Annotated in this window: 19 protein-coding genes; 6 read left to right on the top strand and 13 right to left on the bottom strand. The window is 61.8% G+C overall.

Translation table 11 applies throughout. The features are described 5' to 3' along the window. Window positions 1-161: 161 nt before the first annotated feature. Both AC1DWA_RS17220 and AC1DWA_RS17215 read left to right on the top strand, forming a co-directional pair. Entirely contained in the window at window positions 162-1,997 is a 1,836-nt protein-coding gene (locus tag AC1DWA_RS17220) for an acyl-CoA dehydrogenase (protein ID WP_070795439.1), read from the top strand. Window positions 1,998-2,017: 20 nt separating this feature from the next. Further along, window positions 2,018-2,503, top strand: coding sequence for a hypothetical protein (locus tag AC1DWA_RS17215; protein ID WP_477846572.1), 486 nt, complete (start codon window positions 2,018-2,020; stop codon window positions 2,501-2,503). Between the two features lie 18 nt (window positions 2,504-2,521). On the opposite strand, the gene AC1DWA_RS17210 is transcribed toward AC1DWA_RS17215, so the two are convergent. Genes AC1DWA_RS17210 through AC1DWA_RS17200 form a run of 3 tightly spaced genes read right to left on the bottom strand, consistent with a single transcriptional unit; the run spans window position 2,522 to window position 5,499 of the window. Then, window positions 2,522-3,226: a hypothetical protein gene (locus tag AC1DWA_RS17210; protein ID WP_290286670.1), complete on the bottom strand. Its 705-nt coding sequence runs from the start codon at window positions 3,224-3,226 to the stop codon at window positions 2,522-2,524. Beyond that, window positions 3,223-4,251 carry an NAD(P)H-dependent flavin oxidoreductase gene (locus tag AC1DWA_RS17205; protein ID WP_477846571.1) on the bottom strand — a complete coding sequence of 343 codons (1,029 nt, stop codon included), beginning with the start codon at window positions 4,249-4,251 and terminating at the stop codon, window positions 3,223-3,225. The genes AC1DWA_RS17210 and AC1DWA_RS17205 overlap by 4 nt, the downstream gene beginning before the upstream one ends. A 45-nt stretch (window positions 4,252-4,296) precedes the next feature. Beyond that, window positions 4,297-5,499 (bottom strand): YbfB/YjiJ family MFS transporter, encoded by a 1,203-nt coding sequence (locus AC1DWA_RS17200; protein WP_477846570.1) that lies wholly within the window; start codon window positions 5,497-5,499, stop codon window positions 4,297-4,299. Between the two features lie 95 nt (window positions 5,500-5,594). Between AC1DWA_RS17200 and AC1DWA_RS17195 the strand changes: the two genes are divergently transcribed. The 3 genes from AC1DWA_RS17195 to AC1DWA_RS17185 all read left to right on the top strand — a co-directional run bounded on the left by AC1DWA_RS17195 (window position 5,595) and on the right by AC1DWA_RS17185 (window position 7,735). Further along, window positions 5,595-6,515, top strand: a complete 921-nt coding sequence (locus tag AC1DWA_RS17195; RefSeq protein WP_029256662.1) for a LysR family transcriptional regulator — start codon at window positions 5,595-5,597, stop codon at window positions 6,513-6,515. Beyond that, window positions 6,512-7,201: a hypothetical protein gene (locus AC1DWA_RS17190; protein WP_290286677.1), complete on the top strand. Its 690-nt coding sequence runs from the start codon at window positions 6,512-6,514 to the stop codon at window positions 7,199-7,201. Before AC1DWA_RS17195 ends, AC1DWA_RS17190 begins: the two co-directional genes overlap by 4 nt. A gap of 96 nt (window positions 7,202-7,297) precedes the next feature. After that, complete coding sequence (locus tag AC1DWA_RS17185; RefSeq protein WP_290286679.1) at window positions 7,298-7,735, top strand: SRPBCC family protein; 438 nt, start codon at window positions 7,298-7,300, stop codon at window positions 7,733-7,735. Window positions 7,736-7,754: 19 nt separating this feature from the next. Here AC1DWA_RS17185 and AC1DWA_RS17180 read toward each other — a convergent pair whose 3' ends face one another. Continuing rightward, entirely contained in the window at window positions 7,755-8,222 is a 468-nt protein-coding gene (locus AC1DWA_RS17180; RefSeq protein ID WP_020971317.1) for a hypothetical protein, read from the bottom strand. 115 nt (window positions 8,223-8,337) lie between these two features. After that, on the bottom strand, window positions 8,338-8,964 hold the full coding sequence (locus tag AC1DWA_RS17175) for a class I SAM-dependent methyltransferase (protein ID WP_477846569.1): 627 nt from the start codon (window positions 8,962-8,964) through the stop codon (window positions 8,338-8,340). Between the two features lie 108 nt (window positions 8,965-9,072). Between AC1DWA_RS17175 and AC1DWA_RS17170 the strand changes: the two genes are divergently transcribed. Then, window positions 9,073-9,318 (top strand): DUF3253 domain-containing protein, encoded by a 246-nt coding sequence (locus AC1DWA_RS17170; protein WP_019745995.1) that lies wholly within the window; start codon window positions 9,073-9,075, stop codon window positions 9,316-9,318. Between the two features lie 42 nt (window positions 9,319-9,360). Here AC1DWA_RS17170 and AC1DWA_RS17165 read toward each other — a convergent pair whose 3' ends face one another. From AC1DWA_RS17165 to AC1DWA_RS17130, 8 genes are all read right to left on the bottom strand, one after another. Next, a complete protein-coding gene (locus AC1DWA_RS17165; RefSeq protein WP_230544109.1) occupies window positions 9,361-10,272 on the bottom strand; it encodes an NmrA family NAD(P)-binding protein in 912 nt (303 codons plus the stop codon). A gap of 10 nt (window positions 10,273-10,282) precedes the next feature. Continuing rightward, window positions 10,283-10,666, bottom strand: a complete 384-nt coding sequence (locus tag AC1DWA_RS17160; RefSeq protein ID WP_477846568.1) for a hypothetical protein — start codon at window positions 10,664-10,666, stop codon at window positions 10,283-10,285. A gap of 238 nt (window positions 10,667-10,904) precedes the next feature. Next, window positions 10,905-11,423: a MarR family winged helix-turn-helix transcriptional regulator gene (locus AC1DWA_RS17155; RefSeq protein ID WP_003943230.1), complete on the bottom strand. Its 519-nt coding sequence runs from the start codon at window positions 11,421-11,423 to the stop codon at window positions 10,905-10,907. Window positions 11,424-11,621: 198 nt separating this feature from the next. Beyond that, window positions 11,622-13,547, bottom strand: a complete 1,926-nt coding sequence (locus AC1DWA_RS17150) for a hypothetical protein (protein ID WP_477846567.1) — start codon at window positions 13,545-13,547, stop codon at window positions 11,622-11,624. Beyond that, window positions 13,544-14,761 (bottom strand): VWA domain-containing protein, encoded by a 1,218-nt coding sequence (locus AC1DWA_RS17145; RefSeq protein ID WP_003943008.1) that lies wholly within the window; start codon window positions 14,759-14,761, stop codon window positions 13,544-13,546. Before AC1DWA_RS17145 ends, AC1DWA_RS17150 begins: the two co-directional genes overlap by 4 nt. Next, window positions 14,758-17,010, bottom strand: coding sequence for a DUF5682 family protein (locus AC1DWA_RS17140; protein WP_477846566.1), 2,253 nt, complete (start codon window positions 17,008-17,010; stop codon window positions 14,758-14,760). The genes AC1DWA_RS17145 and AC1DWA_RS17140 overlap by 4 nt, the downstream gene beginning before the upstream one ends. Then, complete coding sequence (locus AC1DWA_RS17135; protein WP_003943024.1) at window positions 16,965-18,053, bottom strand: ATP-binding protein; 1,089 nt, start codon at window positions 18,051-18,053, stop codon at window positions 16,965-16,967. The genes AC1DWA_RS17140 and AC1DWA_RS17135 overlap by 46 nt, the downstream gene beginning before the upstream one ends. After that, a complete protein-coding gene (locus AC1DWA_RS17130) occupies window positions 18,050-21,388 on the bottom strand; it encodes a DUF4132 domain-containing protein (RefSeq protein ID WP_157902086.1) in 3,339 nt (1,112 codons plus the stop codon). The genes AC1DWA_RS17135 and AC1DWA_RS17130 overlap by 4 nt, the downstream gene beginning before the upstream one ends. Window positions 21,389-21,693 lie beyond the last annotated feature (305 nt).

Genomic DNA, 21,693 nt, shown 5'->3' with positions numbered 1-21,693 from the left:
ATGTTTCAATGAGAGCGGCTCGGCGCTACTTTGTAGCAACGAAACTCGTCTCTACCTACGGTTGCGTACTGAATTCCTTGTGGGGCAGGCTTTCTTGTGTACTGCTGACGAGCCGTATCTGCTGACGAATCGTATTGCTGACGAACCAAGGTCGGAGAACAATGGGTCACTACAAAAGCAACGTGCGTGATATCGAGTTCAATCTGTTCGAGGTGCTCGGGATCGGCGAACTGTTGGATGCCGGCACATACGGGGACCTCGACACCGACACTGTGCGCAACATTCTTGCGGAAGTAGCGAGACTGGCAGAAGGCCCGGTCGCCGCGTCCTTCGCCGACGCGGATCGGAACCCTGTCGAATTCGACGCACCCAATCACGCAGTTGTGGTCCCGGAACCTCTACGCAAGACGGTCGAGGCGGTGAACGAGGCCGGTTGGTCGCGACTCGGCCTACCAGAAGGCATGGGTGGTGTTCCTGCTCCGGCGCCGTTGGTCTGGGCGATCGGCGAAATGTTGGTCGCGGCAAACGGATCCGCAAGCTTTTTCAACATGGGTCCACTCATGGCGAGCGTGCTCTACACCATCGGAAACGAACACCAAAAACACTGGGCCAAAGAAGGATTCGAACGCGGATGGGCCGGAACGATGGTGCTCACCGAACCAGACGCCGGATCCGATGTAGGCGCAGGCCGAACAAAGGCAATCGCGCAGGACGACGGCACGTGGCACATCGAGGGCGTCAAGCGATTCATCTCCGGCGGTGACGTCGGAGACACGGCCGAGAACCTCTTCCACTTGGTGCTTGCCCGGCCCGAGGGAGCCGGTCCAGGAACCAAAGGTTTGAGCCTGTTCTACGTTCCGAAGTCCCATTTCAACTCGGACACACTTGAACTGGGAGAGCGCAACGGTGTGTACGTCACCGGCGTCGAGCACAAGATGGGCCTCAAGTCTTCCCCAACTTGCGAGCTCACCTTCGGAGCGACGGACGTTCCTGCCGTCGGCTGGCTCGTGGGTGATGTCCACAACGGTATCGCCCAGATGTTCCAGGTCATCGAGAATGCTCGAATGATGGTGGGCACCAAGGCGACCGGAACACTGTCCACCGGCTATCTCAACGCCCTCGAGTACGCAAAAGAACGAATTCAAGGCGCAGACCTCACCGAGCTGACAAACAAGACCGCGCCCCGTGTGGCCATTACGCACCACCCCGACGTCCGACGCAGCCTGGCGATGCAGAAGGCCTACGCCGAAGGCCTCCGAGCGGTCTACCTCTACACCGCTGCACACCAGAATGCTGATGTCGCCGAGTTGGTTTCGGGTGCGGATGCCGAATTGGCGGCGCGGGTCAACGATCTGCTGCTGCCGATCGTCAAGGGCGTCGGCTCCGAGAAGGCCTACGAACTGCTCACCGAGAGCCTGCAGACCCTGGGCGGCTCCGGTTATCTTCAGGACTACCCCATCGAGCAGTACATCCGCGATGCCAAGATCGACACCCTGTACGAGGGCACCACGGCGATCCAGGCGCAGGACTTCTTCTTTCGAAAGATCGCACGCGACCGCGGCGTTGCACTCGCTCACGTAGCCGGTCGCATACGAGAGTTCATCGACAGTGAGGCCGGGAACGGTCGACTCAAGGCCGAGCGAGTCCTACTCGAGACCGCCTTGACCGACGTGCAGGAGATGGCCGGGACGCTCACCGGCTATCTGATGGCTTCCCAGGACCAACCCTCCGAGTTGTACAAGATAGGCCTCGGCTCGGTGCGCTTTCTGTACGCGGTAGGCGACCTGCTCATCGGATGGCGCCTGTTGGTGCAAGCGGAAGTCGCGTTGGCAGCCTTGGATCGTGACGCGTCGGCAAAGGACCGGTCGTTCTATCGGGGCAAGGTGGTCATCGCGTCGTACTTCGCCAAGAACATCCTGCCTATCCTGGCGTCGACGAAAGAAATCCTGGGTTCCCTGGACAACGAGATCATGGAACTCGAGGAAGACGCATTCTGACAACGTGCCACAGTGAAGGCATGTATCTGCCCGACATCGAGTACGTAGGGGTCTGGAGCTTTCCGATCATGGGGCCGGATGCACCAGACGACGCTCCCGCCAACGTCGTCGAGGCGTGCCAGGCTGTCGGCAAGGATCTGCAATGCCGCTGGCACGGCCCCGATACGTACATGGAGAACTGTCTGTGGACGGTCTCGTTGCTCGATGACGGCCACTGCCACCTCGCGCTCGACGCTGGACCACGGCCGAAGCACAAGAGTGCAGGAACCAGCCCGCTGAGGGGCTTCGGGTTCGGCGGGCCGCACATCGAACAGCCTGTACAGGAGTTGACGGCCCTGATCGCCGGCGAAGTCCAGGACGAGCTGGCCGGCGGATTTCCCTTTGTGCACTGGCCCATCGAGAAGGACCGACTCTTGATGCCGACATTGCGTGGCGGACGCGCGGTATGGGTGGTTCGCAGCGCTGATCGCATTGTCTCCGAGATCGGCGAACTCTGCCCGGGATGAAAATGCTTGCTGCGTGATTCAAACGTGGTCGTGAACCGGCGACGGAACCTTGTTGGAACGATACGAGTCTCCGCTCCGGTTCGGCCGCCAGAGACGCCAGTGTTTCGCGGACAACCGGAACGGGAGATGGTCTTGTAGGTGACGAGCACCGGACGACAACCGTTCGTCTGCAGGCAGGTTGAGCCACAGGGACAGTGAGGATGTCGCGTTGCCGAGGGTTGCGCGTATGCCTGACTCGCCGAGAATCCGGCCGTATCCATCCACGGCAAAACGGCCGAACGTGTCGGGGGTGATGTCGGGGTACGGCGCGCGGGTGTTGGGGTCGATCAGGCGTACGGGCGCGCTGCAGGTCAGTGCCGCCACAGAACGTCCGTGGGTTGTAACCGCATCGCAACCAACGAGGGCATCGAGCGCTTCGTTGACAGAACCAGGTGGGACGTTCCATTCGGTATGGGTTTGCGCTTTGTAGCGGGGCCCACCGAAGAGCTCGGTAGCGAACGATGACAACTGCGCGGTCGGCTCGGATGGCCCACTCTGGTAGATCTCGAACGTCCACGACGGCAAAGACACTGGTTCGGTGCAGGATTCCAGGAATGTCTGCAGCCGCTGAAATGCAACATCGGGACGCTTGACTCGAAGCGAGTGTGCACCACCGGCGGACCCGGGCAACCCGTCGTATGTCACTACTTCCGGCAATCCGGCTTCCGGTGTCCGCGCCGTCACAGGTTAGCCAATCGCGAAATCACTACCCCGGCTGGTTCCTCCGTCGCGTGGCGATAGCCGGTGCCGGCCCATAGGTGCATGCGCTCGGGATCTGCCTGCACAACAGCGGCTTTGCGCATCGGGTTGGTCAGGTGATGGATGGCCGGATACCCGATGGGCGCTTGTGCGTCGTAGCGATCGATGAACTCGTTCCGAAGTGCCCGTGCAGGACGTCCCGTGAAAGCTCTTGTGACGACCGTGTTCCCGCGTGACGTGTCGGCCAGAGCTGCTTTGTGCGGAGCCGAGGCACCACTCTCCTCGGTGCGCAGCAGTACGGTACCGACGACTGCCGCGTCCGCTCCGGCACGTAAGGCTGCAGCGACGTCGGCGGAGGTCGCCAGTCCACCGGCCGCCAATAGCGGAACAGAGATGCGATGACGGATTTGTGCGATCAGTTCGGTGATCGGTGTTTCTGCCGGAACCTGCAGGGGAGTGAGCGTTCCGGAGTGGCCGCCGGCAGCCGACGATTGCACGACAAGCAGATCGGCACCGGCGTCGACGGCAAGGAGCGCCTCTGCCTCCGAAGTCACAGTGAGGACGACAAGTGAACCGGCAGCACACAGCGCCTTGATGACGCCGGGTGCGGGAAAGCCGAAGGTGAAGCTGACCACCGGAACCGGGCTGGCCAGGAGCAGATCGATCTTGTCCTCGAAGTAGTCGTCGTCTTCGACCGGCTCACCGTCAGCCAGTGTGATGCCGTAGCGATCCGCATCGACCTGGATCGCCCTGGTATAGGCACGGTAGGCATCGACGTCGACAGGCACCGGGTTGGGCGCAAAGACGTTGACACCGAACGACACTCCCTCGGCGCGCACGGCGTCGATCTGGTCGGACAGAGCCTGAGGCGTCTTGTACCCGGCGGCGAGGAAGCCGAGACCGCCTGCGCGAGAGGCAGCAGCAACAAGTGCCGGTGTGGAAGCGCCGCCGGCCATGGGGGCTGCGATGACAGGGACCTTCAGGTCGAGATCGGTTGTGAGTGCGCTCATTCGAACATCTCCAGTCCTACGTCGGATAGTGCTCCGGCGGTTTCGTCATCTGACATCAAAAACTACCTCCTCAGTCGAGGTGGCTGTCCGAGGGTCCGCATCGAGATCGGAAGGGAATCGGAACCGCAAAACCGCGGCGGCCACTGCTGCGCCCAGAACGACGGCCGCACCCAACAGCAGAGCGTCGCGATACCCGTCTCGCAGCAACGGAGTGACAACGAGTGGGCCGAGAATCTGACCGACGCTGTATCCAGCGGTCAGCAACGCCACGGCGCGTGGGAACTGCAGGTGCGCGCCGATTGCCAACACAATTGACCCGATACCAAGGAAGGTGACACCGAACAGGAAAGCTGAAATCAGTGCGGGGCCGACGCCTCCGATCACAGCAGGAAGCGCTATGCCCACCGCCTGAATCAACAGGGCAACGAGAAGCAGAGTCGGCCTCGACCAACGCAGGCTGAGCCAAGCCCACAGGGCGCACGAGGGAAATGCGGCCAGACCGACCACTATCCAAGCGCCGCTGCCGACCCATTCTGGAGCGGCGAGATCGATTGCGGCAACAAGGAACGTGCCCGCGATGATGTAGCCGATGCCTTCCAGGAAATAACTGATGAACAAGGCAGTGAACCCGCGTTGGGAACTGGGAGTTCCCGGCGCGTCCGGTGTGATGATCGGACGCGTTTCCGGCGTCAATCCCCAGGCTGCGACCGCACACACCACCGCAAGGGCCGCAGATGCCAGCCAGGCTGTACTCCAGGCACCGATGAAGCGGACGACCAACACGAGGACCCCGGACAGGGCGATACCCAACCCAACTCCGCCGAATCCCCATCCGGCCAGGAATTGGGACTGCCCCCGAAGGTGCGCGTGCAAAGCGCTGACGGCGATCGTGAAGACGAGGGCACTGGCAATGCCTGCGACGAGCCGCAGGGCGAACCAGATGGATCCGTCGTGGGTAGTGGGCATGAGCGCCAAAGTCGCGATGAGGACCACCAACGACGTACGCATCACCGCTGCCGAGCGCACCACGCCGGGAATGAGGATTCCCGCGAGCGCGCCGATCAGGTACCCGACGTAGTTGGCCGTCGCCAGGGTGGCGCCGAGCGAGGCGGACAGACCGGCCTGCGTGTGCATCAACGGCAGGATCGGTGTGTAGACGAATCGACCGATTCCCATGCTCGCCGCCAGCGCAGCGGCAGCTTGGACAGCGTGCGCTCGCGGGGAGACGCCGTTGTGGATTGTGGTCATGGTCTTATCGTGTGCCCCGGCCGCGCCGGACCGCCACGACCGCTTTGCTCCTGACTGATAGGCACAACCTCCCACCGCACGTAGCATGAAGGATCGTGGAGCTGCGTCAGCTGAGATATTTCGAGGTCGTCGCCGAGGAACTGCACTTCGGCCGAGCCGCGGCGCGGCTACTGATAGCCGGGCCGTCATTGTCGCAGCAGATCATGGCACTCGAGCGCGACCTCGGCGTCAAGCTGTTCGTCCGCGACCGCCGTTCCGTCGCTCTGACGCCAGCCGGCGCGGCCTTGCTCCCTGATGTCCGTGCGCTACTCGAGAGTGCCGAGAATCTGCGACGCCGCGCGGAGCGTCTATCCGGAGCGGAGCCCGTCCGGATCGGCTACGTCAATTGGCTCCCCACGGATCTGATCGCGCGCACTTCAGGGGTCGCGCAACTACACGTCGACGCCTGGGTGGTGCCTTCGCACGCGCAGGCCGCGCGGGTAGCGGACGGCAGCCTCGACCTGGCGATCGCCTGGGTGCGGAAAACCGATGTCGCCCAACATGCTCTGAGCGCGAAACTGCTCGGTGCGGATCGGCTCTACGCGGTCTCCACCGGAGAGGACACCACACCGGTGCGGGCACGCGACGTCGTCGTACTCGTCGACGACGACACCACCTCCTGGTATTCGTGGAACGTCTACGCCGAAGAATTCGCTCGCGATACCGGCGCACAGATCCTGCGCATCAACGACGGTGGTATCACCGGTCCGGCATTCTTCGATCACGTCCGTGCCGTCGGCCGTCCGGTCGTCAACTCGCCCAAAGGGCAGACCATCACGTTGCCAAGCGATCTCACTGCACGTCCGGTGATCGACCCCGCGGCGATCTGGACCTGGTCACTCCTGTGCCGCGAGAACGAAACGCGCCCTGCAGTTCTCGCGGCCGTCGACGCTCTCACCCGCGGCGTCACTGATCTCGAAATCCACGAAGACGGGATATGGCTACCCATGGACGATCCTTACCGGAGGACTCGATGACACGACGCGCTATTCGAGTTTTCTGGGGACGACGGCCGGAATCGGTGCAGGCCGTGGCCTCCCGGTGGCGTCGGACGTTGGAGCAAGTCGAATTCCTGTTGCCCGAGGTGGTCGGCGGGTCGTGGCAACAGATCCATTCCGCTGGACCTGCTACTGCCGTGACCGTCGACCAGTTGGCGCAGGTCCTCGAGAACGCGCAGGCCGCCGAAGACTGGTCGGATCGTCTGGGAATCGGATTGAGGCTCGCATCCAGTGGAGGGTCCGAATGGGGGCTCGAACTCTCCGGGTTGGCGGGCGGCGAACCTGAAATCGTCCTTCAGTCGATAATTCTTGCCGTCAGCGCGCCGGACACCGCCGAAGTTCCTGAGACAGACCTACTTCGGATGCTCGCCGCGGAGTGGGAACCGGACTTCGGAGACGTCACCGACGACAACATCCTCGACGCTCTCGAAGACGAGTCCGACTATCGCGTCGGTGATCCCGTGATCGGCCGAGTCGGCTACCTCTCGTCCGCTCGCGCTGACGCGATCCCGGATGACCTGGCAGCAGGCGTTGCCGCGTTACCGGGCGGCGGCGTGTTGCTACAGATCGGGGCCGTCTATGGGGTCGTTCGGGCGTACGAGCGCCTGCGCGAGACCGGCGCACTCGATCCGCTTCCGCGTCCACTGGACCGCGCAGTCCTCTGAAGACGGTTACCGTTCGTCGAGTTTGGGTAGCCCGGGCGTCGGAACGAACTCTCACCGCGGCACTACCGCCGAAAAATGAACCGAAAGGCCCACCGCATGGTTGACGTCACCCGCAAATTCACCGCCGAGGTACCGATCGAAAAGGCTGCGGCGTTTCTCCGCGACTTCGCCAATGCGCCGACGTGGGATCCGGGCACCGAGAGCTGCACGCAGATCTCCGACGGCGCTGTCGGCATCGGAACCCAGTGGCACAACGTGTCCAAGCTGTTCGGCGTCACCACGGAACTGACGTACACGCTGGTGACCGACGAGCTGAATCACGTTGTTCTCGAAGGAAAGAACAAGACTGCCACCAGTACCGACGACATCACCTTGACTTCGGTGGGTCCGAACTCGACCGAGATCGAATATCACGCGAACGTCGAGTTCAACGGTGCCGCCAAGATTGCGTCGCCTCTCCTGAAGGCGGGATTCGAAGCCAAAGTGGCACCAGAGACGGTGAAGAAGATGACGGAAGCCCTCGAAGCGCTCTGACAAGTCCGTCAGGTTCTTGTCACTGTGTGTTGCCGCCGCTCGCGCCACCGTTGCGAGCTTCGATGGCATCGATGGACTTCGTGAACGACTTTCCCAGCACTTGGGTGCCGACGAGTCCGAGTACCGACGCCAGGAGCTTTCCCTTGAGGTTCTTGCCGTCCCGGACCACGACGGCGTCGACATCGGTCAGACCCGTCGGCTGCCGGGTCAGCGTGTAGGTATGGCTCGACGCCCCGCCCCACAGGTTGGAGTCGGTGGTTGTCATCACGACGCGGTGCGGGTCGGTCCAGTCGTAGTGCAGACGCTCCCAGATACCACTGGAGCCCTCGGTGACATCAGCATCGTGGGGTCCTTGTTGGTGCACTTTCAGGTAGCTGTCCGCACTGCGGCCGAAGATTTCCTCACGGCCCGGGCCGAAGTCGGTCAGGCCGGCAAGGACCTGTTCGGGCGTCGCAGTGGTCGTCTTGTGAAGATGGATCGTGGTCATGGCGCCTTCTTTCAACTGTGGATGATCCGGTGCTGAAAAAGCCGGGGAGTGACTCATCCAGCACACCACTCACACGAAATGAATGAAAGAGAATTGCTCGCCCTGTCTCGATCCGCTATTCGACGCCGCGCCGGCTGGCAGTGATTGCGCCGTGCGGCCTGTAACCGCTTCCCGTCCGGGTATGGGTCTCGATCACGTCGAAACCCGCTGTGACCAGCACCTCGGCAAGTTCGGTCACCGGCCATCGATAACCAGTCGTCGCGGCATGATCAAAAGGCTCTACCGTTGTGCCTTCGAAGAAGCCCACCAGCAACCCACCACCTGGGCGGATCACGCGCGCGAATTCAGCGAGCGGTGCCTCGATATCTTGCGGGTGATGGTGAATGAGCGAGTACCAGGACAGCACGCCGCCCAGTGAATTCGTTTTCGCGTCCAATGCCTCGAAGCCCCCGACCTCGAAGGAAAGATCCGGGTATCGGGTGCGGGCTCGTTCGACGAACTCGGGCACGAGATCGATCCCGCTCACAGCCAGCCCGCTCTGGGCCAGGAAGTCTGTCCACTGCCCCGGCCCGCACCCGGCGTCGAGCACGGGGCCGGTCAAAGTGGCAGCCCAGCTGGTCACCAGGGCCCGATCAGATACATGCGTCGAATCCATCGAACCGAAGAGGTCCGCGTACTCCTGGGATCTGGCCGAATACGACTTTCGGACTACGTCGCGGCGCGTTGCACTCGAATTCTCCACGCCGTCAATAATTATCGATGTGCACCATTCCTTCGCCACAACTCGCCGAACCGAAGGTTCATACTCTGTCGAAGGCCTACGGTCACGTCCGGAAACTGAGGTCATACGGTGGAAGAGAAAGAACTGGCGGCGAAGATCCGCGAACTACTCAGTGCCCGATCGGCCGAGTCGAGCATCTGCCCCTCCGACGTGGCCCGCGCAGCGGCACCCGACAATTGGCGTCCGCTGATGGACCCCGTCCGAGAGGCTGCCCGCCACATGGTGGCCCACGGCGAAGTACAGATCACCCAGGGCGGCGAAGTCGTCGACCCGGAATCCGTACGAGGTCCGATCAGGATTCGGTGGGCTCGTTGATCAACCGCGTGACTTCTGGCGGCGCTGCTCTCGCAGCGTGAATCAGCGGAAACGGTCCAGATGCTCACGCAGGAACGCATCCAGGCTTCGTGGCTCACGCCCCAGGACACGTGCCACCGTGTCGGTGGGTGACTCCGGGCGCGAGACGGCAAGTTGCTGGATCTCCAGAATGTGCTCGGCCAGCCACGGAGGCATGTGGGCATGATCGACGAGGTTTTGCCGTAGTTCGTGCGGTGGCAGGTCGATATATTGGACGGGGCGATCGAGCATGCGGGTCAGAGAATCGGCGATGCCGCCGTAGCCGACTGCCTCGCTACCCGTCAGGACGTAGGTACCGCCGGCGAGGTCGGCGCGTGTGAGCACGGCCGCGGCGACGTCACCGATATCTCGGCAGTCGATCCAGTTGCACGGCGCGTCCCGCATCGCGCCCAGAATCACCCCTTGCGCAGCCACCGCCGGAGCCAGGAGCAACAGATTCTGCATGAACGCATAGGGGCGGAGCAGAGTGTGGCGGATCCCGGATGCGCGCAGGTGTTCGCCGACGGCATGGTGGCCACGGGAGAGAGCGATGGGGGAGTCGGTCGCGGCGGCGGGATCGGAGATCTTGACGATGTGTTCGACGCCGCTCTCGGCGGCGATGTCGATCACACGCGTTTCGAGCTCGACCTGTTCGAGTCCGTTGGCCATGGCAAGGAAAAGTTGTTCAGCCCCTTCGAAAGCCGTGCGTAGCGAAGTTGAGTCTGCGGCATCGGCCGACACTACTTCGACCAAACCGTCGGCCAAATCGCCGAGGTGGGCGCGCAGCCTGTCCGGGTCGCGGGACAACGCTCGGCTCGGCACACCCGAGGATGCGAGACTGCGTAGCAACGCGCCGCCTGTGGTTCCGGACGCTCCCATGATGACGATCATCGTGTTCCTTTCGGTCTTCCCCGCGAAGCCGGGGATCTTTGACATGTGTTGTCTGTCAGGGATTCTGACGGCGCCATCGCCAGCTGACGATGACGGCAGCGACAGCAGCAGATATCGGTAGATCGAGTTGCAGGCGAGCAAGCCAAGCGGTGTCGACCACACTCGTGTGAGCTGGTAGCCAACGGGAGGCGAACCACCCGACGAGACCAGCAATCACAGCGGCTCCGACGGCAAGAATTGCCGCCACCATGACGCGAGGCAGGGCCGTGGTCCACGGTCGTAACCTCCCGCGACGCTGCAGCCAGGAGCCGATCAGCAACGCCACCACTGCCGACGTGCCCGCGATGGACGTAAATGCCGCCGTCGTGAGGCCCGATTGGCCGGATGCGACTCCGCCCGCACCCGCCATCAGCGCGGGGGCAAGGTAGGCGACCAGCACCTCTCTCCACAGGATGAAAGGTCGTGCGCCGCGACGATCGGCAACCGAGTCGAATCGATTGGAATCGGTTATCTCCCTTTTGTTTTCGCGACGGATCGGTGGGGTGAGTCCGGACATGAAGGAGACCAACTTTCCGATTATAATTAGGTGGCTAACTATTTGGGCATGAAAAGAGAAGTCTCTGTCGAGAATTGACGACGATTCGAATCGCTACGCGAATACTTGGAATCCCAGCCGACTACTCCGCAGTCAGCGCACCGATACCGCGAACGACCCGCGAGAGCAGATCCAAAAAAACCGCTCGCTCGTCGACAGTGAGCTCGTCGACCATTTCCTCGAGACGAGCAAAGTGTTCGGGCGCCATGTCACGTAACCGCTGAGCGCCACGAGCAGTCAGGACGACCACCGCACCACGCCCGTCCTCCGCGGACGGACGTCGAGCGACCAAACCCTCCTGCTCGAGCCCATCGACCAAGCCGGTGACCGTGGCTCGCGAGACGCCGAGATCAGCGGCCAGTCGCGAGGGAGATTTCTCCCCGTCGTGGTCTTCCAGATCCGCAAGCAGTCGGTAACGGCCGGTCGACAGTCCATACCTCGCGAAGTGAACCTCAGTCGCTCGACCGAGCCGCGCGCCCGCCGAGATCAACCGCACCGCAACCAGCACCGCCTGCGGATCGGACCCGAGGCCGTAATGCTCCAACTGCCGCCGCGCCTGATCCAAAGTGGGTGAGTCGTGATCGGTTCCGTCCACTGCCATGCAACTAATATGGCACCTAACTACATTCTGGTCAACCCTCCACCAGAGCTAGTGTCAACGCTGCCGAAGCCGTGCGCGAGTTGCAACAGGTCCAGATCGGCATGACTGCGAGCCAGAACCTGTATACCCATTGGCAGCCCGTCAGAATTGAAGCCTGCAGGCAGGCTGATCACTGGAAGGGTTGCAAAGCCGGGTGTCTCAACGTGATTCGATGGCCGTGACGATCCGGATCACAGCATGAACCCACGCATCTGCCGACGTCTCCAGCTCACCGAACGAAATCGCATCGGCTACGCACTCCAAGGCTCGCGCCGTTGAATCCATACCGACCATGACTACCCCTGCTGCACAACGACGAAGCGCAGAAATAGTAGGCTCAGCCGCATTTCTCAGCCCGCGGTGAGCGATGTCCGCGAGTACGGATAGAGCTCCCTCCAGCGCACTGTCGATGGCGTCCACACCGCCCGTCGTGACTGCGCGAGTCATCGTCGCACTGCCGAGGCCTTCTTCGAGATCGGGAACGATGACGCCGAGGTCGCATGCAACAGCGAATGGTGTCATCCACAACGCACCGGCACGGACAGTCAGCCGACCGCTCACGGCCCTCGGCCGGGCCGACATTGCCCGGACCATCGCGTCGATTGCACCGGGCGCTTGCGCTCGATGTACGACGCTCACCTGCGCCAGGTTGCCACGCCCATCTCCGACCCGCATTGTCCATATCTGTTCTGCAGGAGCGTAATCGGTGCTGATTACAGAATCTATTCGCATCACACCGACGCCATCGGTAGTCAGCCGGGCTCGGGCAAACGACGGCGGGCGCTCGATGAACCGGCGATGCATCTCGGCGTAATCGTCCACCACGTCAATCGATTTTTCCCACGCGTCGACACCAAGAGGGAGAATGGAAGTACGCCCGATCCCTTTACGCCCGAGGCGGATTCTGTGGTTGGCACGGCGAACCGCTGATTCTGTGAGCACTGTCGATGAAGCCAAAGCGGCGACCGTCGAACCGGCAATTCGGCGAGTCGAGATCGCATACCCGGAGAGTGCCTCGTCGGATTCACTCGACCAATCGTGACTCATGAGAAAAACTGCATCCGAATCTGGTTCGGCGAAGTAGATATCGGCGGTAGTCGAATCGCCAGTCGCCGTCACCCTCGCGCCGAGACTGATCAAACGTGAACGACGCAGCGGAGTTTCACCGGGAGTCTCGGTCCCCAGTACTGTCCCGGCAAGCGATGAATCGACCGATTCACCGAGTTCGACCCTCGCATGAATCTCGGCGATGATCATCGCCACTCGTGTGGGACTGTGCCCGGCATGCCGCATCGAATAGGCCTCGATCTGGTCAGTCAGTTCTATGCACGCATCGGCCAACCAGATTGCGGAACCTGCCTCAATTGTGCGCGTGTCTCTGACGGCAGTGGCGTGTTGCACCGCCGTTGTGGTGGACAGACCGTCCACGAGGATCGTCCGCGCCAAGGCCCTTGCCAGAGCACTTCGATCAGCATCTCGCACGACTGAACTCCGACCCACGTGCACATGGTCGGTTCCGGATTCGTCCGCCGCCCGAACCGCCCACACGGCAAGTGCTATCGCTTCTGCCGTCGTGTGCGCAGATGCCGAAGAATGGGCGTGACTCAGTTCGTGTGGGACCAAGAACCGGACCGTGCAATGCGGGAGTTCGACTCGCACAACAGGATCTGTACCTCGAGCTCGATGCACTGTTGCCTGGTAGCCCTGCAGCCTGGTCCGATTCGCCCGTGCCAGTACCGCCCCTCCGAGGAATGCCTCCAGCGCCTCGTCATCGAATTCCCCTGGCGTCCAGTCTATGTGATCGAAGCTCGACCCGTGATTCGCCCGATAAACGAGAACGAGACCGACACGGTGCCGGCACACCGAGCTTGCGCCACACGTGCACGACGCTTCCGAGAATGGAATGCCGGCAGGAAGACTGGTTTCGACACCGTCGCCGTACCTGACGAGGATCCGTTCGCTCGTCACCAAGAGTTCAGGCGTTTCCTCGGCGAACATACGCGCGGCTCGCTTGACGAGCCCGCGATTGGCGACCAGCGCAAGCGCATCGTCGGTGAGCGCAGCCAGATCAGGCCGGGACGTCATCGAATACAACCGGCCACGAATTCGGCCAGCCCTCCGGGAGTCATCGCACCGACGTGCACACCCAGTCGCGTCAAGCGACGGGCAATTTCACGGTCGTAATCAGGGTCACCAGCATCGTCGAGCGCAGCAAGCGCCAGGACACGCACACCATTGTCCGTGAGACCGGCAACGCTCCGGACGAACCGATCCGGTGCACTTTCGTACAGATCGGAGATGATGACAACAATCGTTCGTTGCGGCGTATCCACAAGTTGCGCGGCATAATCGACGGCCTTTGCACCGTCATTCCCGCCTCCCAATTGGACGCTCATCAAGAGCTCGACCGGGTCGAGAACCTCGGACGTGAGATCGACGACATTGGTGTCGTATGCAATGAGGTGAGTCCTCAATCCGGGGACATTCCAGAAACATGCAGCGGTGATCGCCGAGTGGATGACAGAGTCGATCATCGATCCGGACTGGTCGACCAACAGAATCAACGTCCACGTATCCGTGTGCCGACGAGTTCGCGAAGTGAACAAAGGCTTTTCGATAGCAATCTTGCGTGTTTGCGGTGACCAATGCTGCAGATTGGCGCGAACCGTTGCCTCGAAGTCGAAATTGCGCGAATTACGAAACGCTGTTCTGTGCCGGCTACGTTTGCCGTGGAAGGTCCTGCGGACGTCCACCGAGAGCCTCTCGATCAACTCGCGTACGACATTGTCGACAGCCTTTTTTGCCATCGCCAGAACTCGGGGATCCATCAGGTGTTTGGTACGCAGCACTGCTCGAAGCAGAGTCACGCTGGGCTCGATACGCTGCAACGCTTCCAAATCTGTCACCACTTCGGTGATTTCGTATTTCTCCACGGCGTCGCGTTCGAGTCGATGAACTGTCTCGCGAGGAAAAAGACGGTGGATGTCGTCGAGCCAGTCCACGGCCGTCACCGTCGTTTCGCCGAGCCCATTGGGGCGATACCGCCCATCCTTGCGACTCGGCGGAACCGCACCCGGGGAACCGGGCGTATCTCCGCCACCCGGGTTGTCTCCAGTCGTTACGGAGTCGGTCCCCTGCAGTCGGGAAGTTCCAGCGCGAACGCCCTGCGCGCTGCGAGCCGGGTCACGGCCGTACAGCCACTCCAACGCGTCGTCGCGTTCAGCCGCATCGCCCGTTGGATCACCGAGTACTCCGGCCGACGCATCACCCAGAATCAGCCGCCATCGTTCGATGTTCATCGCATACCGATCTGGGCAAGCGCGTCGTCCACCCGGGCGTCGAGCTGCCTTCCGACATCCAGGGAGTTCACGACTGCAACCTCTGGTGTCGACGTTGTCAGGCGGCGCGCGATGATGTCGCGTTCATGGGGAGGGAAGAATTCGAAGGACTGCCGTAGCGCGGGAAGTGCTGTCAGGAACTCGTGTTCGGACAGTCTGCTCACGATTTCATCGACGGCGGTCAACACTGTGTCGCTGGATTCCGCGTCCAGAAAACGCTCACGTGCTACTCCGAACAGTCCGCACAACCAATCACCGAGGTGTTCTGCAGGAATCGATCGAACGGCGTCGACTGCTGCATCGGGGGGAATTCGATCCCAGGACGTTCCCAGGGCCGATCCCCTGATGTCGACCGCGGCACCATTGTCACGTGCCAGAGCGGTCAGTTCGTCGGCCGGATCAGTCGAGAGGATCTCCGTCGCATACTCCATCGCATCGGATAACGCTGCGAGAGCTGATATCCGGAGGAGATCAGCGCCACCGGTCGTGGCCCGAACTCGGTGCGCCAACGCAACGACCTGCGAGGACGCCGAATCAATTATCGCCCCGAGCAGTGTGGACCCTCGGCTCCCGAAGAGTGAGTCGTGCCGCCACAGGTCCAGAGCGGCTCGAAGCAGCAGGCCTGTGCCCCCGAGATCTCCTACGCCCTTCAATGATTCGGATGCGATCGACTCGGTTCGGTCAGCCACCGAGTCGAGTCCACAAAGAACTGCATCGAACAGAATGTGTGCAAGACGCTCGACATCAGCCGCAGCCGAAGTCAGCGAAGATTCCAGGGTGGCCCCAGCTGCCTCTACCAGAGTATGGCCTTTGGCTGCAGCCTCGACCAGCGCCGGGAGGCGGTCTGCGGAGTCGACAATCATCCACCGTTCTGTCGACACCACTGCAGAACCACTGCCTGGACCTGCAGTTCGCTCGAATCCTGGCACTCCCAGCACACGCAACTGATGTAGTGCACGACTACGCTGACGACTACGCTCGTCGGCCAAGTCGAGTGCAACAGGGCGGGGCAAGAGGTCGAACTCCTCGAGGAGCATATCGACGTGACAAACCAATCCCGGTACCGGTGAATCAGGGTGTAGCGTGCCCCGCCGATCACCTCGCATCGTGCGCATACAGGCCGAGATGACGGGGTCGGGTTCGGGCCCCAGAGGTTCCCCTGCGAGTGTCCAAGGCAGCGGCGACGCCAACGCCTCACCCACCAATGTACTTGCTGCAGCATCTAATACATCTCGTCGCGTCGGCAGCGCGTGACCACGGATAGCGGCGAGTCCGAGGATCTGCGTACGGAATCCGATGAAATCCGTTGTCGAGACGCGTTGATTCCGGGATCGCAAATCACGGACGATCGCCGCGGCTGCAACCTCCCCGGCCGATGTCGTTTTCTGCCAGAGCTTCTCGTACCACCATGGGGATTCCAGGTCGAGACGACTGTAGGAATAGGGGACCAGGTAACTGCCGATGTCGACATCAGGGCCCGCGGTCGGAACGGCGGGCCAGAATCCGTCGGTCGGTCTACCGCGAGCCAGTTCGGACATGATCGCCGGCCGATGACGCCCGCCGCAGACGACAACGACCGCACCGCTTCCGGGGCGCTCTCGAGCGGCCCGTATCCACGATGCCATGTACTGTTCGCGCTCGGATACTGTGGCGTCACCTACCCGGATCGCATCGAAGTAGTCGTCGAGGACGGCAGTCAATTCCTCGACAGTGAGCGTATCGGCGCGCGACTCGACGACGTGATCCCACATCGCGTCGACCGTGTCCAGTCCCAGTCGGGCCGCCAATACTGTTGCAGCCACACTGTACTCGTCCGGCGGCCCGTCGAAAGCGGGGTGCCAGGCGGGAAGATCGATCAACCGAACCTCCGCCGACACCTTGGAGGCCGACCGAAGGGCGATCCATTCTGGAGACCAATCGGTGAAGGCAGCCCATGTCACACGTGTGTGCGCTCCTCGTCGCACGTGGGAGTACAGCGCGATCGGTAACTTGTGATCGAGTCTCAGTTCATCGATTCGATCGGTGAAGTCTGCGGGTCCCTCGATCAAGACATGCGTCGGCTGCAAGCGTTCAATGGTCTCCGCCACGATCCGAGCACACGCAGGGCTGTGGTGCCGAATCCCGATCACCACGACGTCGCGACCAGCGTCCACCACAGCGACGCTCACGGTCCGGTCAGACGTGCGTGCGCCCGGCGTAGCTCTTGCCATGCCGCACTCGTCCGCTGCGACCCTACTTTCTCGACGTAGCGGCGCAACCGGGCAGCATCCTCACTGTTGTCTTTCGTCGCCGTGCCGGCCAGGGACTCGGCGAGGTCGGTGACGGTACCGGCGTCTCCTCGCAAGAACCACCCACGAATACCGGTGGCATGCGCAAGGGACACCGCTTCAGCCGTGCTCATCACCGATGACAGTCGCTCGACCGGCGATCCGTTCGCGGTGAATCCTGTACGTAGGTCACGAAACAGCGTGACCAACAACTCGGACACTGCCGGATCTTGTTCTGCGGCTACACCGGAAGCACGCAGCAAGGCCGCCGATTCTGTTCGCACGAGTTCGACTTCGGTGTCGAAATCGGCGATCGGGTGCACGGTCTCGAAGTTGAAGCGCCGTTTGAGTGCGGCGCTCATCTCGTTGACGCCACGGTCGCGGGTGTTTGCGGTGGCGATCACATTGAAACCCTCACGGGCATAGACCATTGCGTCGTCTCCGGAAAGTTCCGGGACTGCCAGCACCCGTTCGGACAGCAACGACAACAGAGTGTCCTGCACTTCGAGCGGACACCGCGTGACCTCCTCGAACCGCACGACGCGTCCCTCGGCCATTCCACGCATCATCGGCGCTGGAACCATCGATCGAGTCGAGGGGCCTTCCGCGACGAGCAGTGCATAGTTCCACGAATACCGGATCTGATCCTCGGTCGTGGCGGCACCGCCCTGGATCGTGAGGGTCGAATCCCCGCTCACGGCAGCGGCGATGAGCTCTGACAGTAGCGATTTGGCAGTACCAGGTTCTCCGACCAGCATCAATCCACGTGTCGTCGCCAAGGTGACGAGTGAGCGTTCGACGAGCGATGCGTTGCCTACGTATTTCGGCGCTATTCCCAGCTCGACGTCGCCCATGACGAACGTCCGCGCCGACGTGAGGGTTAGTCGCCACCCCGGTGGTCGCGGCCCAGTGTCTTCTTCGGCCAAACGCGCAAGTTCCTCGGCAAACCGCTCCTCAGCCGGTGGGCGCTGGACTCGTGAAGTCACGAGGCGAACCCTGCCAAGTCTGCGATGAGTTCGGAGACCGTCGCACGATCGACATCGTTCAAAGTCCCCCCACGGAGTTCCACCGAAACGAGCTTCTGATCGGGGTACCCGTTGTAAGGGTCTCCCGTCCCCATCCCGGGCTCCAACCCCAGCAGAACAGACACGTCATCGCTGAGCTGGTACAGCAGGCCTTGTCCCCAGGAAGCAGGGTTCTCCCACACCGGTTCCCATCCTCTGTACGTCAACCGCAGTGCCTGACTGGGGCTGGCGGTTACTCCGGTGAATCGACTCAGACCACTCCCGTCGACGTCATCGGGTAGCGGATCGTGGACAGCACGACCCAACTGTGGGAAAGGCTGCAAGATTTCGTAGTCGGCGAACACGTCGGACCACGCGCCCACCGTATCGGGTATGTGCGCGGGGTGTACTAGCCCGATACGGCCCTCCGGTAGCTCGACGGTCTGGTCGTCGATGTCGGCCAAGGTACTGTCCTCCGCGACCCGGAACACGACTGTAGGCAGACCGCTGTCATCGAACGATGCCCACAGCAGTCGCCGTGCAACGTGAATCAGCAGCGGATGGCCGAGCACGAAGTCGTCGAATTCTGTCCTAGTCCAGCGGCGCCCGGTAACCATCGAACGGTTCAGGCGTTTGATCTGCTCGGCAGCAACAGCTTTCGTTTCTCGCTTAAGCTCGGTGAATCGCTTCTTCGCACTCTCGGCGAGAACAACGTCGTCATTTCTGGTGGGTTTGGGCAGTCCTGACGTCTTCTTACCTCCTCCGTCGAGCACATAAGGCACGAGAGCCTCCGTGAAACCGACGGTGAACATCCGCGTCCCGTAGTCGAAGTTCATAGTGCCGTCCGGCGTCAGATCGAGATCAGGAACGATCCGGTCGGCCAGCTGTTCTCGATCGAGCCCGAGACTGTCGGCCAACTCTGCGACGCGTTGTGCCGCTCCGTTCTTCAACGACTTGAACTTCATTTTTCGGGAGATGTGATCGAGTTCTGTCAACGCGCGGGCTGACCCATGTGCAGCCAGTGCATCGAGACCGAGTTGTGCTCGTGCTGCACCATTCTCACCTGGCCACCGTCTGACGAGGGGTGCCAATCTTGCCACGGTCGAATCGTCGCCGAGCCAACCCAGCGCAAGAATCACCCAGTTGTCCTTCGACGGAGCGCCGGCACCCCACCATCGTTCGAATAGTTCCCACGCGGCCTCGGCGAGCGACGATCGGTCACAGTACGCAGTTACTACATCGAGTCCGGCGTAAGGAGCGTCCGCGGTTCCGATTGCGCACATCGTCAGGATCGTCGACACCGCCGACGTCGGCAGTGCGGCTGATCGATTCTCGTTCAGAATCAGCGGAAGTGAAGAGACATCCACCCAAACCGGAGTTTTCGGTATCCGCTTGGGCAACATCTCGAGCGGGTCGAGATCGACAATGCCGGCGACTACCTGCCCGGCTTCGGGGCCGTACCGGTTCGCTCCGTCGACCACTGTCTCGCGTGAGGTTGTTCTGGCGAGCGCACGCAGGGCGGCGGCAGCATGATCACGTTGAGCACCTGCCGGACCCACTGCGTCTGGAACGAGTAGTGCCACTGCATCTTCAGCGTGTCGAACCAGCCACGCCATCGCAGGTTTGCGGAGATTCTTCCTGGTGGCGAACATCGTCGCATGCACGCGCGCGACATCGATATCGACATATGGCATCAAGTATGGCGCCGCGGCACCTGGATGAGCGCGCGTGAAGCGAAGCATCAGCGGCAGCGCATCGAGTTCGTAGCGAGCGACAACCCGAAGTGGATCCTTGAGCGAGGTTCCGGGCCAGTCCGTCAGGAACGGGCGCGCGATTTCGTCTGGGGCCAGTAGAAAAATCACCCAGGTGTTCCAGTCATGGGTGGAACGCGGTGATACATCCTGCACATACTGTTTGTAATTTTCCCACGTGGTGTAGGAGTAGTCGCTCGGAGTGTTCTTGATTTGTTCGAGTTCACCTGGAAGCCAGACTATTCGGCTGATTTCAGGAGCAACGAGATCACCGATCACCGCGACCTCGAGCGCTTTCTTTCTGTTCGACCATGGCGGCGCGACGAGAATGGGCGGAAGATCCGTGGCCTCGGGCGTCGGCGTCGACAATTCGGCGATCCTTCGCCGTGCAGGCTCGGGAAGTGTAGGCGACAGCTCGGCGGCGATGTCGGGATTCGCCCGCACGTGACGGTCCAACAGGTCGATATCCCTCTCTGCCAATATCTTCAATGCTCGACGTGGGTAATGTTGCATTGCGTGTAGGACCGCGGGCAACGCACTCTTCACGTGGCGACGTTCGACCAGAGCAGTGAAGGCTTCGTCGGTGGGTATCGCCGAGAGCGCCCAGAGGATTCGGAGCAGTGTCGCCTCGTCCCTCATGTGTCCGTACTGGTTTGGTTTGTCGAACGCATCGACCAACAGTCCGGTAAGACCTGCACCTATGCCGTCAACTACTGCGGCAACCATCGCGTCGTCCTCGAGCCAACTGCGCATTGCGTGTGAGTCGGCGACCCGTTCGAGCTGCTGTACCGTGTTCGACGAAACCGTCAGCTGAGTGTTCCAGTGATACCACCGAGCGCGCATTCCCATGATGAGTTCTTCCGACCATCCTTCCTCGGTCGGAAAGATGTACGACGCCGTCAAACGGCGGGTGCTGTTGGTGCGCATCGACGACGCCACCTCTCGGGCTGCGGCGTAGTCCTCGTCAGAGGCTGTCGCCAACAGACCGCGCATACGGTCGAGCATGTGCTCTCGGACCACTTGCGCATCAGGTTCGTCCGTCCGCCCGAGCTGCTCGCGCAGTACATACTCAGGCATCTTGTATCCCGCAGCTGGCGACTCACCGCCGATGTTCGCCACTACAATTACCGCGTCGGGTCCCAGCTCTGACACAGGCACCGAAACATGAACGAACCGCAGGTCGGCCCATTCCAAGAGTGCTTCGACCGCGAAGACCAACCCGTGCCGTGCCACCAACCCGTCCACGAGAAGTGTCGATTGTTGCCGGTCATTATCTGCGTAGCGGCCGAGTATGCAGTACAAAGCAGCTGCACCGACAGCGGAGATCTCACCGGCTTGATACTTCCGGGCGGCGAGGGTGAGCTCGTCAGGATCAGGATCATTGACCAAATACGCTGAACTGAATTCGCCAAACTGGTCGTCGCTGTCGAATTGTCGATCGAGTTCGGCACCGGCTGCGGGATCGACAGGTGCCACGTCGGCGGCAAAACCGCCGCGCCGAGGGTACTTCATCGGCAACCACGACGCGGGCGGCACGGCAGTAGATTCGGTCGTGGTGTGGTTCACGCGTCTCCTCGAGATCCCGGCCCGGTCGGCGGGCGTAGCCAGAATGATAGCGATCCGAACGATCGGCTTGTTCGACATTCCCGAACGCGGCCCCCGACAGCGGTTGCGGTGACGTCCTCCTGCACATTGGCACAGGGCCGAATACGGGATCGACGCTACAAGCGACTGGTCGAGTATCTGCTGCTGCTGACAATCGAGCCGCCGACGGACCGGTGGACTGCCCACGTCGCACGCGGAAATAGCGGCGAGTATCTTGGTTCCGAAGAATGCCGCAAGCTTCCCACCTCCCGACACTCGATTGTCTT

It is taken from the genome of Rhodococcus sp. P4_F3_2, from assembly GCF_056401335.1.
This window is presented reverse-complemented; position numbering and strand designations above follow the sequence as displayed.